Source organism: Flavobacterium shii (assembly GCF_025847235.1).
GTDB lineage: Bacteria > Bacteroidota > Bacteroidia > Flavobacteriales > Flavobacteriaceae > Flavobacterium > Flavobacterium shii.
The window spans coordinates 1-15,509 of the sequence record NZ_JAOZEW010000043.1; the positions used below are offsets into that span (position 1 = coordinate 1).

At 31.9% G+C, this 15,509-nt stretch carries 19 protein-coding genes and 1 tRNA gene; 14 read left to right on the top strand and 6 right to left on the bottom strand.

Going from position 1 to position 15,509, the window contains the following annotated elements; genetic code table 11:
• Positions 1-54 precede the first annotated feature (54 nt).
• Both OIU83_RS23280 and OIU83_RS23285 read right to left on the bottom strand, forming a co-directional pair.
• On the bottom strand, positions 55-348 hold the full coding sequence (locus OIU83_RS23280; RefSeq protein ID WP_264208666.1) for a type II toxin-antitoxin system RelE/ParE family toxin: 294 nt from the start codon (positions 346-348) through the stop codon (positions 55-57).
• Positions 349-351: 3 nt separating this feature from the next.
• Entirely contained in the window at positions 352-621 is a 270-nt protein-coding gene (locus tag OIU83_RS23285) for a type II toxin-antitoxin system Phd/YefM family antitoxin (protein WP_264208667.1), read from the bottom strand.
• A gap of 127 nt (positions 622-748) precedes the next feature.
• Between OIU83_RS23285 and OIU83_RS23290 the strand changes: the two genes are divergently transcribed.
• From OIU83_RS23290 to OIU83_RS23310, 5 genes are all read left to right on the top strand, one after another.
• Positions 749-1,435, top strand: a complete 687-nt coding sequence (locus tag OIU83_RS23290) for a glycerophosphodiester phosphodiesterase (protein ID WP_264208668.1) — start codon at positions 749-751, stop codon at positions 1,433-1,435.
• A 69-nt stretch (positions 1,436-1,504) separates the two neighbouring features.
• Positions 1,505-2,713 carry a BaiN/RdsA family NAD(P)/FAD-dependent oxidoreductase gene (locus OIU83_RS23295; protein WP_264208669.1) on the top strand — a complete coding sequence of 403 codons (1,209 nt, stop codon included), beginning with the start codon at positions 1,505-1,507 and terminating at the stop codon, positions 2,711-2,713.
• Positions 2,714-2,725: 12 nt separating this feature from the next.
• Complete coding sequence (locus OIU83_RS23300) at positions 2,726-3,301, top strand: Crp/Fnr family transcriptional regulator (protein WP_264208670.1); 576 nt, start codon at positions 2,726-2,728, stop codon at positions 3,299-3,301.
• Positions 3,302-3,365: 64 nt separating this feature from the next.
• On the top strand, positions 3,366-4,040 hold the full coding sequence (locus tag OIU83_RS23305) for an MBL fold metallo-hydrolase (protein WP_264208671.1): 675 nt from the start codon (positions 3,366-3,368) through the stop codon (positions 4,038-4,040).
• Between the two features lie 156 nt (positions 4,041-4,196).
• On the top strand, positions 4,197-4,925 hold the full coding sequence (locus OIU83_RS23310; RefSeq protein ID WP_264208672.1) for a hypothetical protein: 729 nt from the start codon (positions 4,197-4,199) through the stop codon (positions 4,923-4,925).
• A 79-nt stretch (positions 4,926-5,004) separates the two neighbouring features.
• On the opposite strand, the gene OIU83_RS23315 is transcribed toward OIU83_RS23310, so the two are convergent.
• Positions 5,005-5,481, bottom strand: a complete 477-nt coding sequence (locus tag OIU83_RS23315; protein ID WP_264208673.1) for a TspO/MBR family protein — start codon at positions 5,479-5,481, stop codon at positions 5,005-5,007.
• Between the two features lie 107 nt (positions 5,482-5,588).
• On the opposite strand from OIU83_RS23315, the gene OIU83_RS23320 reads away from it, so the two are divergent.
• The 6 genes from OIU83_RS23320 to OIU83_RS23345 all read left to right on the top strand — a co-directional run bounded on the left by OIU83_RS23320 (position 5,589) and on the right by OIU83_RS23345 (position 10,855).
• Positions 5,589-6,710, top strand: a complete 1,122-nt coding sequence (locus tag OIU83_RS23320) for a diphosphomevalonate/mevalonate 3,5-bisphosphate decarboxylase family protein (RefSeq protein WP_264208674.1) — start codon at positions 5,589-5,591, stop codon at positions 6,708-6,710.
• Between the two features lie 28 nt (positions 6,711-6,738).
• Entirely contained in the window at positions 6,739-7,089 is a 351-nt protein-coding gene (locus OIU83_RS23325) for a four helix bundle protein (RefSeq protein WP_264208675.1), read from the top strand.
• A 30-nt stretch (positions 7,090-7,119) separates the two neighbouring features.
• On the top strand, positions 7,120-8,058 hold the full coding sequence (locus OIU83_RS23330; protein ID WP_264208676.1) for a mevalonate kinase family protein: 939 nt from the start codon (positions 7,120-7,122) through the stop codon (positions 8,056-8,058).
• Positions 8,059-8,199: 141 nt separating this feature from the next.
• Positions 8,200-8,790, top strand: coding sequence for a DUF502 domain-containing protein (locus OIU83_RS23335; RefSeq protein ID WP_264208677.1), 591 nt, complete (start codon positions 8,200-8,202; stop codon positions 8,788-8,790).
• Between the two features lie 61 nt (positions 8,791-8,851).
• A complete protein-coding gene (locus OIU83_RS23340; RefSeq protein ID WP_264208678.1) occupies positions 8,852-9,808 on the top strand; it encodes a geranylgeranylglycerol-phosphate geranylgeranyltransferase in 957 nt (318 codons plus the stop codon).
• Between the two features lie 138 nt (positions 9,809-9,946).
• Positions 9,947-10,855 carry a pseudouridine synthase gene (locus OIU83_RS23345; protein ID WP_264208679.1) on the top strand — a complete coding sequence of 303 codons (909 nt, stop codon included), beginning with the start codon at positions 9,947-9,949 and terminating at the stop codon, positions 10,853-10,855.
• 89 nt (positions 10,856-10,944) lie between these two features.
• Here the strand turns inward: OIU83_RS23345 and OIU83_RS23350 are convergent, their stop codons facing one another.
• Both OIU83_RS23350 and OIU83_RS23355 read right to left on the bottom strand, forming a co-directional pair.
• Positions 10,945-11,541: a DUF937 domain-containing protein gene (locus tag OIU83_RS23350; protein WP_264208680.1), complete on the bottom strand. Its 597-nt coding sequence runs from the start codon at positions 11,539-11,541 to the stop codon at positions 10,945-10,947.
• A 559-nt stretch (positions 11,542-12,100) separates the two neighbouring features.
• Positions 12,101-12,331, bottom strand: a complete 231-nt coding sequence (locus OIU83_RS23355; protein WP_264208681.1) for a helix-turn-helix domain-containing protein — start codon at positions 12,329-12,331, stop codon at positions 12,101-12,103.
• Between the two features lie 164 nt (positions 12,332-12,495).
• Here OIU83_RS23355 and OIU83_RS23360 point away from each other — a divergent pair, with 164 nt between their 5' ends.
• A complete protein-coding gene (locus OIU83_RS23360) occupies positions 12,496-12,651 on the top strand; it encodes a hypothetical protein (RefSeq protein ID WP_319005368.1) in 156 nt (51 codons plus the stop codon).
• Between the two features lie 422 nt (positions 12,652-13,073).
• Positions 13,074-13,535, top strand: coding sequence for a hypothetical protein (locus OIU83_RS23365; RefSeq protein WP_264208682.1), 462 nt, complete (start codon positions 13,074-13,076; stop codon positions 13,533-13,535).
• Positions 13,536-13,605: 70 nt separating this feature from the next.
• Here OIU83_RS23365 and OIU83_RS23370 read toward each other — a convergent pair.
• Positions 13,606-13,687: transfer RNA gene (locus OIU83_RS23370), tRNA-Leu, on the bottom strand.
• A 109-nt stretch (positions 13,688-13,796) separates the two neighbouring features.
• On the opposite strand from OIU83_RS23370, the gene OIU83_RS23375 reads away from it, so the two are divergent.
• On the top strand, positions 13,797-15,188 hold the full coding sequence (locus OIU83_RS23375) for a dipeptidase (RefSeq protein WP_264208683.1): 1,392 nt from the start codon (positions 13,797-13,799) through the stop codon (positions 15,186-15,188).
• The last annotated feature ends 321 nt before the right edge of the window (positions 15,189-15,509 follow it).

Consider the following 15,509-nt stretch of genomic DNA (forward strand, 5'->3'; position numbering starts at 1 on the left):
CACAATAAACTTAAAAATAGAATAATCTTAGTTAGATATTCTTTTTACTATTTATTACAACATAAGGCTTTTAGGATTCTGATATGTATTCCAAAATCTTAAAAGTTCAATATCATTATTTTCTAGAACTTTATAAAACAAAATTATCTGTTTTGTTACTGGAACTTCAAATACATCTTTATATTTTGTTGGCTTAAAAACTAGATTCTGTTTAATTAATAACTCAATTAAATCATTTGTTTTATCCATAAAACTATACACGTTTGTCAAAGTCCAATCTCTTTCCAAATATTCAATATTTCCCCAATAATCAAGCTTGGCTCTTTCGGTCCAAATTATTTGTATCATGGATTATCTGTTGAATAAGTGAGGGAAGCGTTTTTTAGTTTCCTCCATAACGTCTTGATGAGAATGTACTTTGTTATTAGCAACATCTTCTAAAGCTTCATCTATCGCTATTTTTTGTTTATCACTTAGCAAACACTCGTCATCTTCATCCTCCAAAGGTATAACTACAAAGGAGCGACCTTTACTTCTATGTATAATTAGTTTTTCAGATTCAGCAATATCAAGATACTTTTTAATGTTTCCTCTAAATTCTGTAACACTAACTGTTTTCATAATTCGTATTTTTACAAATGTACATAAAAATGTACAGATTGATAATTAGTAAAGTTTACTAATAGATTAACATGTCTTTATGGTTCACTTTTAAAATCGACATCATTTTGTTTACTTTTGTAAAACTATGAGTGAAATTCTTAAAATAGCACATCGTGGCGCAAGAGGTTACGAACCCGAAAATACTTTAAAGGCATTCCAGAAAGCATTAGACTTACATGCTGATGGTATAGAACTAGATGTACATCTAAGTTCTGATAGCCATATTATCGTAATTCATGATGAAACAATAGACAGAACTACCAACGGAAAAGGTTTTGTAAATACATTATCTTTGCAGCAATTAAAAGCGCTCCGAATAGAAAACGAACTACAGATTCCAACATTAACTGAAGTTTTTGATTTAGTAAACCAGCAATGTTTTATTAATATAGAATTAAAAGGTCAGGGAACTGCCAATGCTGTGGCTGCATTAATTGAATTATATGTTTCAGAAAAAAACTGGAATTACAATTCTTTTCTTGTATCTAGTTTTGAATGGGATTTTTTACAACAAATCGTTTTACTAAATCCGAAAATACCCATTGGTGTTTTAACCGAAACTGATATTGACTCGGCTATTACTTTTGCAAAAAGCATAAAAGCAAAAGCAATTCATCCTGATTTTAATTTGCTAAACAAAGAGAACGCAATACAAATACAAGAAAAAGGATTTCATATTTTTCCTTGGACAATCAATGAAAAGGAAGACATTGCAAAAATAAAAACATACAACGTAAACGGGATTATTAGTGATTTCCCTGATAGAATATAAAACCAATTTTTATAATCTTTGTCAAAGTGTAGAACTTTGACAAAGGTACTTAGAGGTTAAAATAAAAATATGACTCAAAATTTTGATATAATAATAGTAGGTGGCGGTGCAGCAGGATTTTTTACAGCAATAAATATTGTCGAGAAAAACTCAAAATTAAAAGTCGCTATTTTAGAACGTGGTTCTGAAGTGTTAACTAAAGTTCGCGTTTCTGGCGGTGGTCGTTGTAACGTAACCCATGCTTGTTTTGAGCCAAACGAATTGGTTAAATTCTATCCGCGTGGCGAGAAAGAACTACGAGGACCTTTTCATCAGTTTTGTTCAGGAGATACCATCCAATGGTTTGAAAAACATGGCGTAGAATTAAAAATTGAAGACGACGGAAGAATGTTCCCTGTATCTAATTCATCTCAAACTATCATAGATTGTTTTTTAAAAGCTACAGCCAAATTAGGTATTACAGTTCTTACAGCGCAAAGTGTACAATCTATCTTTAAGAAAGAAAACTTCTGGAAAGTCGAAACACAAAACCAGAATTATATCGCCGAAAAATTGGTTTTGGCTACAGGAAGCAATCCTAAAATATGGGAAATGCTACAAACTTTTGGTCACGCCATAGTAAGTCCTGTCCCTTCCCTATTTACCTTTAATATAAAAGACCCAAGAATAAAAGAATTACCAGGTGTTGCCGCACAAGTAACCGTAAAGGTAAAAGATACCAAACTAGAATCGACTGGCCCTTTATTAATTACACATTGGGGAATGAGTGGTCCTGCAATTTTAAAACTTTCGGCTTGGGGAGCGCGCATTTTGCATGACAAAAATTATCAGTTTACAATTTTTGTAAATTGGTTAAATGGCGTTGATACCGAAGATGCCGAAAAGATATTAAAGGATTTAAAACAGGAACACGCCAAAAAAGCTGTTTCTAAAAAATCACCTTTTGATTTTCCAAATCGATTATGGGAAAGTTTAGTTCTGGCTTCTAGTATTGATCTCGAAACCAAATGGGCAGATTTATCTAAAATCCAACTTCAGAATTTAGCCAATCAATTAACAAATGGAACTTTTCAGGTGAATGGGAAAAGCACTTTTAAAGAAGAATTTGTAACCGCTGGTGGAATTGATTTAAAAGAAATAAACTTTAAAACCATGGAAAGCAAACTTCATGAAAACTTATACTTTGCAGGAGAAATTGTAAATATCGATGCAATTACAGGCGGATTTAATTTTCAGAATGCATGGACGAGCGGGTTTATTGTAGCAAATTCTATTTAAGAAAACCAAACTATGAATTCAATTTCTTTAGAAAAACAAATACAGGCAATTGCTCCGTTTACCAAAGAAGAAATTAAAAAGGTAGTTTCTTGTTTTGAATATGATACATTTAAACCTAAAGAATATCTAGCTACTATTGGGAAAACGAGTAACAAGATTTACTTTATTATTAGCGGATTGGCTAGAGTATATTATTTAAAAAACGGAAAAGAAATAACAACCTACCTAAGCTGCGATGATGGTTTTATTGCCACCTACTCCAGTTTTATAAACCAAACCCATTCTTTTGAGAACATACAATGCATTGAAGAGTGTGAAGTACTCTCGATAGATTACGAAAGAATGCAACAATTATACAATGAAATCCCTAATTGGGAACGCGTAGGAAGAATTCTGGCCGAACAAAACTACCTATGCATGGCAGATCGAGTATTAAAATTACAAATGATTCCTGCCAAAGAAAAATACCTTACTTTTTTACAAACTGCGCCTTCTAAGATTATTATGCGTACACCTCTTATTTATATCGCATCTTTTTTGGGTATTACACCCGAATCTTTAAGTCGCATTCGCCAAAGCATTTCTTAACATTTATCAAATGGATTAATATTCCATTTTTTCATCTTTGACCAATAACAAATTTTGACAAAAGATGAAAAACATAGCCAAAGACGTTTACCAAATTTCGGTATTACCCCGCAATAGTATTAGCTGTTATTTGATTGAAGACGTACTTATAGATGCAGCAATAAGAAGTTCGGCGTCTAAAATTTTAAATGCGCTAAAAGACAAAAAAGTAAATACCCACGTACTTACCCATGCACATGCCGACCATCAGGGAAGCAGCAAAATTATTTGCGATACTTTAAAAATTCCATTGTGGTGTAGTGAACCCGAAAAACAAGCAGCAGAAAGCGGAAATGTAACTACTGAATACCCAAATCCAAACAATATAATTTCTAAATTTCAGGCAAAACTATGGGCTGGAAAAGGTTGTGAAGTATCCAAAATCATTAAAGAAGGAGATATCGTAGGCAGATTTACTGTAATTGAAACTCCTGGACATTCCACAGGTCATCTGTCTTTTTTTAGAGAACACGATGGCGTTCTTATTGTTGGTGATGTAATGACCAATATGAATTTATTAACCACAGTTCCAGGATTACATGAACCTCCGAGCTTGTTTACAACCAATCAACAACAAAATAGGGAATCCATAAAAAAACTAGCCGCATTAAACCCTAAAATATTATGTTTTGGTCACGGTCCTGTTCTAATAAACAATGGTGAATTAAATCGATTCGTGAATAAAATTACTGCAATTTAGTTTTCACTACCAGTCGCAGTTTTCAACTCTGAGTACTGCGACTGGTATTAACATTGAGACTGATAATTTAAAAACCGAATTAACAAGACTTTAGAGATTCTATAGGTTTTAGTTAAGACAATTCTAATAATTTTACTTTCAACCAATTAACCATTTATGAAAGTAAAACTACTTACAACAATTTCGCTACTTACCTATCAACTTTCTATTTCTCAAACAGAAAAATTACTTCACGGAAAAGTTTTTTCCAACAACAATCCTCTTAAAGAAGTAGAGGTCATTAATAAAACTGCAAAAACCAGCACTAGGACAAATGCTTTGGGAGAATTTTCAATACCTGTTAAAGTAAAAGATAGTCTGCTATTTTTCTCTAAAGATTACTTTTTCACAAGACTAAAAATAACTCAGGTCAATATTGATAAAAATAATATTATTGTTAATATGGCTATCAAAGCAGAAGAATTGGATGAAGTAGTGATTACTACTATGGGATTTAATCCTGTAAAAATCACTCAAAAAGATCTAGACGAAGTAAAACTATATAAAGAAGCAGGATCTTTGCAAAAATATACTGGTGTTTACGATGGAACTATTCCAAATGGGATGGACTTTGCTAGAATGGGAACTGGACTTTTAAATTTGTTTAAAAAAGATAAAGAAGAACTCAAAAAGAAAACCTCGGAAACTGATTTCAAAAAGCTCATAGCAAAAACAATACCTTCAGATTTTTTTACCAAAGATTTAAAATTAAAACCCGAACAAAAAGATCTTTTTATTGAATTTTGCGATGCTGACCCAAAATCTAAAACCCTTATAGAAAACAATAACGTACTGACTACAATGGATTTCTTGTATGCTAAAATTAAAGAATTTAAAAAACTGTGAAAAAAATTTTTAGTATTCAGTAACAATCTCAGTTCCCTGATTGAGACTGAATACCGCAACTGTAAACTGCTACTCTAGATTACTTATTCAACCACCAAATACTAGCATTCAGAATCGTGGCGTAACTCACCCACAATAAATAAGGAACTAATAAATAACCTGCAATTTTATTGATTTTTATAAATTTTAAAAGAGTTTCATAAATCATCAGCCAAAGAACAAAAACTTCAAGAAGTGCTAACAACGGATTCATTAACCCAAAGAACAAATACGACCACAAAGCGTTTAGAGCCAATTGAATTGCGAAGAAAACCAATGCTTTTTTAACCGCATCTTTTTCATATTCTATTCGGTCCCAAACCAATCCTGCTGCAACACCCATCAAAAGATAAAGCAAACTCCAAGCTGGTGCAAAAACCCAATTAGGCGGATTAAAACTTGGTTTTATCAATGTAGGATACCAAGTATCGACACTAGATCTGGTAACAATTCCCGAAAAATATCCAATAGCAAGACAGGTAACGACAACAGCTAAAATTCGAGTGATTTTATTCATTTTATTATATTTTTTTGAGTTAATAAAGGTAAACATTTTTGTAGGCTATCAAAAAGTGCAAAGGGTATAATTCAAAAAAAGTATCTTTGCGTAAATTTTATATTTTTATGTTTACAGCAAACGATTTTATTCCAAAAAAATATACTTCGACTATAGAACAAGGCAACTTTGAATGGAGCGCTCCAAGCAACATTGCTTTGGTTAAATATTGGGGGAAAAAAGACAATCAAATTCCGGCTAATCCTTCAGTAAGTTTTACTTTAAACAATTGTAAAACAATTACTAAATTGGGTTTTTCAAAGAAAAACAAATCTCCAGAAGTTTCTGGACCGCTCAGTGAGACAAATGATGCTTTTTCATTCGATTTACTTTTTGAAGGAAAACCAAAAGAAGATTTTAAACCAAAAATCCAGAAATTTCTGGAACGTGTTTTCGTTTATCTACCTTTCCTGAAAGATTACCATTTTACAATAGACACTCAAAATACTTTCCCTCATAGCTCTGGGATTGCATCATCGGCATCTGGAATGGCAGCTTTGGCTATGAATTTTATGAGTTTAGAAAAAACTCTAAACCCAGAAATGACCGATGATTATTTCTTTCAGAAAGCTTCTTTCCTTGCTCGTTTGGGTTCAGGAAGTGCTTGCCGAAGTGTAAAAGGAAGCGTTGTTGTTTGGGGAAATCAAGCAAATATAAAAGGAAGTTCAGATTTATTTGGAGTAGAATTTCCAAATACAATTCATGAAAACTTCAACAATTACCAAGACACAATTTTACTAGTTGATAAAGGCGAAAAACAAGTTTCGAGCACAGTCGGTCATGATTTAATGCACAATCATCCTTATGCCGAAAGACGTTTTGCACAAGCGCATGAAAACCTAGATAAACTAATTTCTATTTTTGAAAGTGGGGATTTGGACGAATTCATCAAAGTAGTCGAAAGCGAAGCATTGACATTGCATGCTATGATGATGACATCAATGCCCTATTTTATCTTAATGAAACCAAACACATTACAAATTATTAATGCTATTTGGAAATTTAGAACAGAGACTAAAATCCCTGTTTGTTTTACATTAGATGCAGGCGCAAATGTTCATGTTTTGTATCCCGCAAACGTTAGCGAAAAAATCTTACAATTTATTCAGCACGAATTAGTTGTATTTTGTCAGAATGGTCAGTACCTTTGCGACGAAATTGGAGCTGGAAGCTCATTAATTGATAATTAAAAATTGTCAATTGATAATTACATAGTTTATGGAAAAGAAAAACGTTATAAAGGAAAAAACTTTTGCTTTTGCAATTGAAATAGTTGGCCTTTATAAAGTTTTAGCTGAGAAAAAAGAATTCGTTTTGTCTAGGCAAATGCTACGTTCAGGAACCTCAATAGGGGCTAATGTAAGAGAAGCAGAACACGCTCAAAGTAAAGCAGATTTTATCCATAAATTATCTATTTCATTAAAAGAAGCAAACGAAACAGAATATTGGTTAGATTTGTTACACGAAACTAAATATCTTTCAGATATTGAATTTCAAAACATTAAACCAAAAATAATAGAACTCTTACGCTTGCTAACAAGCATCGTAAAAACCACAAAAAATGCGTAATTATCAATTGTTAATTATCAATTTTCAACTATGAAAGGACCATTATTTTACTCGAAAATATTACTTTTTGGAGAATACGGAATTATCCGTGACTCAAAAGGGTTGTCTATTCCTTATAATTTTTACAATGGTGCATTGAAGAGAACTGAAAATCCTTCGGCAGAAGCCATTTCTTCAAACGCAAGTTTAAGCAGATTTACAGCATATCTTGAAACATTACAAACAGAACAACCAGAATTGGTGACTTTTGATTTGGCTACTTTAAAGAATGATGTCGAAACAGGAATGTATTTTGATTCTAGCATCCCACAAGGATATGGAGTTGGAAGTAGTGGTGCCCTTGTTGCTGCTATTTATGATAAATATGCTCAAAACAAAATCACGGTTTTAGAAAACTTAACTCGTGAGAAATTATTACAGCTAAAAACTATTTTTTCTCAAATGGAGAGTTTTTTCCACGGAAAAAGTTCTGGATTAGATCCTTTAAATAGTTATTTAAGCATTCCGATTTTAATAAATTCTAAAGATAATATTGAGGCAACTGGAATTCCTAATCAAAGTTTCGACGGAAAAGGTGCTGTATTCTTATTAGACTCAGGAATTGTTGGAGAAACTGCACCGATGGTAAATATTTTTATGGAAAACCTAAAAGATAAAGGTTTCCGTACCATGCTTAAAAACCAGTTTGTAAAATATACAGATGCTTGTGTAGAAAACTTTTTACACGGCGATATGAAATCATTGTTCAGTAATACCAAAAAATTATCAAAAGTAGTTTTGAACAATTTCAAACCTATGATTCCAGAACAGTTTCATGGTATTTGGCAAAATGGTATTGATACAAATGATTATTACCTAAAATTATGTGGTTCTGGCGGCGGAGGTTATATTCTTGGTTTTACCCAAGATTTAGAACGCGCTAAGCAATCATTAAAAGACTACAAACTAGAAGTAGTTTACCAATTTTAAATTACAGAATACAAATTCTAAGATTTTAGAATATTAAATAGTTACAATTTTTAGAGTCGATATATTCGACTCTAAAAATTCAATGCCACTAACGTGCCTTTTTTTCTTTAAAAATTTTCACAATCTAGCAAGTTATTTAATATGAAAAGCATTTTAAGCATCCTCAAGTCAACTTTTATAGGTGGAATTCTTTTTCTTATTCCATTATTAATAATCTTAGTCCTTTTTGAAAAAGGATATCACATCCTACAAAAAATCACCATTCCGTTAGTTGCTAATTTACCAAAGGTAAAAGTATTAGGAATGGCGCTAGAAGAATTAATTGGTTTGCTAATTATTATAACTCTATGTTTTTTAGCAGGATTATTATCCAAAACAAAGCCAGCAAAAAGATTAATCGCTAAATTAGAATCAAGTGTTTTAAGCCTAATCCCGGGATATTCATTTATGAAAAACATGAATGAAAACATCATCGGTCTTGAAAACTCTAAAGACTTAAAAGTAGTTCTGGCTCGTGTAGATGATGGATGGCAATTTGCCTTTTTAATAGAACAAATCGACAAAGAACATTGTACTGTCTTTATCCCTAATGCACCAAGTCCGTGGAGTGGTTCTATTTACTTTATGGAAAAAGAAAGAATAAAAGAAACCACGATATCACAAAAAGAGGCTCTGGTATGCATAAGAAAATTGGGATATGGCTCTTCAAAATTATTAAAAGATGTACTTTAGTGATTTTAATACCAATATATAATCCGTATCCTACAAACAACACTAACCTCTAACAAAAGAAATGTTAAGCCGACAGAATAAAATCTTAGCGATGAAAATTATAAGTTTGTTCTCTGTAATAAGAGGTTATAACATTCCTATTATTGTTTTAGCACAATACCTATCGGCAATATTTATTTTGGCTCCCGAGAAAAGAGCATTGGATATTATACTTGACTTCAACTTATTTTTAATTGTTTTTGCATCGGCAATTACCATTGCATCTGGTTATATTATTAATAATTTTTACGACAGCCAGAAAGATTTAATCAATCGCCCAAACAAATCGATGTTGGATAGATTAGTAAGTCAGAAAACAAAACTAAGCGTATATTTCACACTAAACTTCATTGGGTCCTTAATGGCACTGATAGTGTCTTGGAGAGCTTTTTTGTTCTTTTCGGCATATATATTCTTAATCTGGTTTTATTCGCATAAGATAAAAAAGTACCCATTAATCGGAAACTTAACTGCTGCCTTACTTGCTGTATTACCTTTCTTTGCCATATTATTATATTTTTACAATCAGATTTCTTTTGATGATTTAGAAAACCAAAAAGGGCATTTTGCAGTAATATCTGCTCATGCCGTTTTTCTATTCTTATTATTGCTAATTCGCGAAATGATAAAGGATTTAGAAAACATAAAAGGAGACTTGGTTAACAATTACAAAACCATTCCTATTCTTTATGGCGAAAGGACTTCAAAAAAAATCATCACCTTATTAACTTTCCTTACCATAGTTCCCGTTTACATCCTAATCGAAATATACGATGTAGGTTATATGGAGATTTATTTCTACACCTGTTTTATTGTTTTAATATTTTTCTTACTTTACCTCTGGAAATCAAACTCTAAGACACAATTTTTGCTTTTGCACAATGTCTTAAAGTTTCTAATTGTTTCGGGTGTGTTTTGTATTGTACTTATTAACCCAACCGTTTTATGGCATGGAAAAACATTACTTTTAAAAATATAAATAATTCAGATTTTCCAACTTTTTTAGATAATTTTGAGTTTAAAGGTTAATAATAGTATTAAAAGCTAGTAATCTAACAACAATCAAGTTACTGCTATTAACCAATAATAAACTATCTTTGCACAAATTACAGGATTTATGAATAACAAGGAAGGCAATAATAAAGGAAAAGGACCAAGAGCAAATAGCTCAAGACCTAACTCAAATAAGCCAAAACCTGCCATGCAAAAGCGTGCACAAGGGCCAAAAAAAGCTAAACCGATTACTAAAGTAGAGGAAGAAGCTGCTGCAAAAGCTGCCAAAAAACCGAATCAAGCACCTAAAAGACAAAAAGCTGCCGATGAGATTCGTTTAAACAAATATATTGCTAATTCTGGGGCATGTTCTCGTCGTGATGCAGATATCTACATCCAATCTGGAAATGTAAAAGTAAACGGAGTACCTGTTACTGAAATGGGATACTTAGTTAAACCAGGAGATACCGTTAATTTTGACGGAGCTCTTTTAACTCCAGAGAAGAAAGAATACATCTTATTAAACAAACCAAAGAACTTCACGACTGCTTTTGACGAAGGTCAGGAATACCGTAATGTTCTGGAATTGGTACGTGGTTCAACCAATGCAAAAATTGCTGCAGTAGGAAGAATGGATAAAAACACTACAGGTTTATTATTGTTTACAAATGATACTGATATGCTTCGTAAATTCACATTACCAAGTCAGAAATCATCTAAAATCTACCAAGTTTCATTAGACAAAAACTTGAAATTTGAGGATTTAGAAAAGATAAACAAAGGACTTGTTCTTGATGGGCACCGCGTTTTTGTAGAAGATATAAGTTATATCGATAATGAACCAAAAAGCGAAATCGGACTTAAATTACGTTCATCAAATGTGAAAGTTGTTCGCGCAATTTTTGAGCATTTTGATTATGATGTTCTTAGAATCGACCGTGTATCATTTGCAGGTTTAACCAAAAAGAATTTACCAAGAGGAAACTGGCGTTTTCTAACCGAACAAGAAGTTATCAATTTGAAGAACGTTTAAAACTTCAAATTATACATAAAGAAAGACAATCCTATTTTACAAAATGTAAAATGGGATTTTTTTTTTAGCCTTAAAATAAAAACTTATTCTTAAGAATTACTAGAAAAAAGGTGATTGAAAATGGACTTTGAAAATCGGGTTTTACTTTTTTCTTCGACAACTTCATGCGATGAAAACCCTAAGATAATTTTGATTCCAAGAGGAATACTATTCAAGACACCTCTTTTTTGCTCTTCAAGCAATAATTGAAGGTCTTCTTGTACTTGTTTTTTATAGCTAAAATAAGAAAGAACTAATAGAGCTGAAAAATTTAATACTTCGCGAGCCGTTTCGCTTTTTACACCTACTTCGTTTGAGACCATTTCGGTAATTCTTGACTTTTTATTATCAAAAATTCGTTTTAATAACTTATTCCCTTCGTCTTTATAACAATCATCGACTGATAATAATCTTCCAGATTCAAAATCGATTTCTTTATAAAATTCCGTACCTCCTACTATTTCTACCAGTTCATTATACAAACTGACCTCATGTATTTTATTATAAACTCCTATTAAAATAGTTCCGATAGAAGCATCAATTGCTTTGATTAATAATGCGTCATTTTCAAAATAAAATTTATTCAGCTTTGAAACAACATTTGAAGAAATAAAACGTCTAAGTTCAATTTGTAAATTTGGATTCATAAATACTGGAATTTTTAATTAAAAAATAATTTATATCAACTATAAATAATCGATAAAGTGTGGCATTTCCTCGATTATGTGATAAATGTATGTAAAAAATTAACATACCCAAAAAAAACGTTAAAAAAATTCTTTTCCCTTCTTCATTTAACAACATCAATATGCAACAAACCCAGTAAAACCGTTAACACACTAATTATCAGACAAAATAAAAAAATTAAATTTTATTAATAATTTACACAATAATTTACATAATTGTTAGTTCTTTTTCAATATTTACCAAAAAACATACTATATTGATAAATCTTATCCTTAATTGTGATAAAAACACATAAAACAGAAAATTCGCCTAAAAATTAGTTTAAATTTCTTATTTTATATAAAATCAAGAAGTCAATTATCTGTTTATTTTTTCTAAATATTCACTAAACAAAACACAAATGCAACCGAATCACTTAACATGTATTTATCCAAAATATCTTTTAAGTAATTACTAAAACAACAAAAAACCGATATGCTTTAAGAGCATATCGGTTTTATATTTAAAAAAAAGTAAGCTTTATTTTTTATAAAAATCTAGTAAATCTTTAGGCTCAACATCTAGAGCATTCGCAATTTTCACAAGAGTTTTTACGCCAGTATTTATTTTAGCGACTTCTATTCGCGCTATTTGAGATTTAGTAATATTACAGTCGTCAGCTAAACCTTGTTGGGATAAGCCTTTCTTTTCACGTAGTTGTCTGATGTGAATTCCGAGATTTATAATAAAAGTTTCTTCTGAAATATTCATATTTCAAAAGTCACAAGATTTATTTTGATCATATAGGCAAATTTGCCTACAATTTATTATATTTGATAAATCAAAAAAATAAGACAATAACTACGGAAAAGTTCTCAAAAGAGGTTGAAATCAGACTAAAGGATTTTTTTATAGATGTTATGGATCCCAAAGACATGGCAAAAACAATACGCCAAGTAAATCATCTGCTTGCTTTATGCTTAATGAGAGGATGCGAAACCGCAGCATCAGAAATAAAGAACATCGAAGATAATTTTTATTGGCTCAATAAATTAGCCGAAGCTCTAGATCCTTATTTAGACGCGGAGTGAAATTCTCATAAAGACGCAAAGTTATATTCTTCTTTTAGATTCCAAAAAGTTGAATTGCCTCCTGCTTTAGCTGGAGGAATTTTATTTAGCAAGAACCAAGGCTTTTGCCGAATAGTTGCATTTCGGCTAAAGCCTTATTACTACTCCATTATAAACCTCCAGCTAAAGCAGCAGGCAATTCAAAAAACCTATTGAAGCTTTTTAAAATATTTGTTCCAAACGATTTTTTCAGGAGCTATTTCCTGCTATCATTCCAAATCTTTTCTATTGTAAAAAACAATAAAAAAAAGGATTTTCCCTTCTATCGAAGTTTACCAAAAATCTTTTGAACAATCGATAAATAAATTACTGTTTACGGAAAGTCGTAAAATGAATGATTTTCACGAGACTATATTTGACCATTATTAATTTAAGAAAAAAACATGAAAAAATTATTATTAGTAGTTGTCTTGATTTTAGGATTTAATATTAATGCGCAAATAGTAAGGCATTCTGAAGACAGCAAGCCGGATGAGATCATTTCTGTAAATATGGGTACAACAAAAATAAATAGGTATGGAGAAATTTACAGTTTAAATATGCCAGATACAAATACTAAAAGCAATGCAAGATGGGATTATATGCTTAAAAAATCAGAAATGATAGAGATTTACAATGAAGTGTTTAGAGTAATGAATAGTGACGAATATAAAAAAGGAGAAAGCTTTGATTATAAAAATTGGAAAGATGATATAGTTACAATTCGTTATGATAAAATGATAGGGATTAAAAGTATTCAATTTATAACAATGCAAAACGAATCGGTGGAACATATTGGTGGTCCGCTTACTTTAAAAAATTTGCAAAAGCTATTTAGTATAGATGATACACAAAAAGTTAACTAAAATTAAAAAGTGTAAATTATAAAATGCCGTAAAACAAAAAAGCTTCTGATTTCTCAGAAGCTTTTTTCAGTGCGGATAATAGGACTCGAACCTACACGCCTTGCGGCACCAGATCCTAAGTCTGGCATGTCTACCAATTTCACCATATCCGCTCAATTGTGGGTGCAAAGATAATCATAACTTCTAATTTTCAAAGCTTTTTTGAAAAAAAATATTAATTCTATTTTTTGTATTTTTGGAATTCTATAAAAAACATTTTAAATGGATACTATAAAAGCATACGTTCAAGAACACAAAGAACGCTTTATCAATGAGTTAGTCGAGTTATTAAAAATCCCATCTGTAAGTGCAGATACCGCATACTCCCAAGATGTAATTGACACATCCGAGGCTGTAAAAGTAAGTTTAGAGAAAGCGGGATGCAATTTTGTCGAAATTTGTGACACTCCTGGCTATCCAATTGTATATGGAGAGAAAATAATCGACCCAAAATTACCAACCGTATTAGTTTACGGACATTATGACGTTCAACCACCAGATCCAATGGAATTATGGACATCTCCCCCATTTGAACCAGTTATTAAAAAAACCGAAATTCATCCCGAAGGGGCAATATTTTCTCGTGGTGCTTGCGATGACAAAGGACAAATGTACATGCACGTAAAAGCATTGGAATATATGGTACAAAGCAACACCTTGCCTTGTAATGTAAAATTCATGATCGAAGGTGAAGAAGAAGTTGGATCTAAAAGTTTAGGATGGTTTGTAGAACGCAATCAAGAAAAACTAAAGAATGATGTGATATTAATTTCCGATACTGGAATGATTTCTAATCAGCAACCATCTATAACAACCGGTTTACGCGGATTAAGTTATGTAGAAGTAGAAGTTGCAGGACCAAACCGTGATTTACATTCCGGTTTATACGGTGGAGCAGTTGCAAATCCTATTAACGTTCTTGCCAAAATGATTGCTTCATTGCATGACGAAGACAACCACATTACAATTCCAGGATTCTATGACAATGTCGAAGAATTAACACTAGAGGAAAGAGCCGAAATGGCCAAAGCACCTTTTAGTTTAGAGAAATATAAGAAAGCCCTAGATCTTAATGATGTTTATGGCGAAAAAGGATACGTAACCAACGAACGCAACTCAATAAGACCAACACTTGATGTAAACGGAATTTGGGGCGGATATCAAGGCGAAGGAGCGAAAACGGTTATTGCAAGTAAAGCTTTCGCAAAAATATCTATGCGCTTAGTTCCAAACCAAGATTGGGAACACATTACCGAATTGTTCACAAAACACTTTACAAGCATAGCACCAGCAGGAGTTACTGTAAAAGTTACCCCACATCATGGCGGTCAAGGATATGTTACACCTATCGACAGTATTGGTTACAAAGCTGCAAACATGGCTTATACCGAAACATTTGGAGTTCCAGCAATTCCAGTTCGTTCAGGCGGAAGCATTCCGATTGTAGCATTATTCGAAAAAGAATTAAAAAGCAAAACAATCCTTATGGGATTTGGTCTTGACAGCGATGCAATTCACTCACCAAACGAACATTTCGGAATCTTCAATTACCTAAAAGGAATTGAGACTATTCCGTTGTTTTACAAATACTTTGTAGAGCTTTCTAAAAAATAAGCTAATAACAAATTGAGGATTTACCATAAAGAACGCTACGTTTTATCGCTAAGTCCGCAAAGCCTTCCTAAAAGGTTTCAAAACCTGTTAGGTTTAAAACTCCAAAATCCGTTCAGCAATGAGCGGATTTTTTTTTGCGTTCACGCTAAACTCGCTACAAAACTTTAACAAAGGTAAAACCCATAAAAAAAGCATAATTTTTTGGGCGTTACCTACGGTCGGGCTCAATGTCATTAAGTTAAGGAGTTAGTCAGTTTGTTTTTAAGTACTTAAGGTGATTTTAATTAGCTTTATTGTATTATTTTTCTTATATTTAAATTA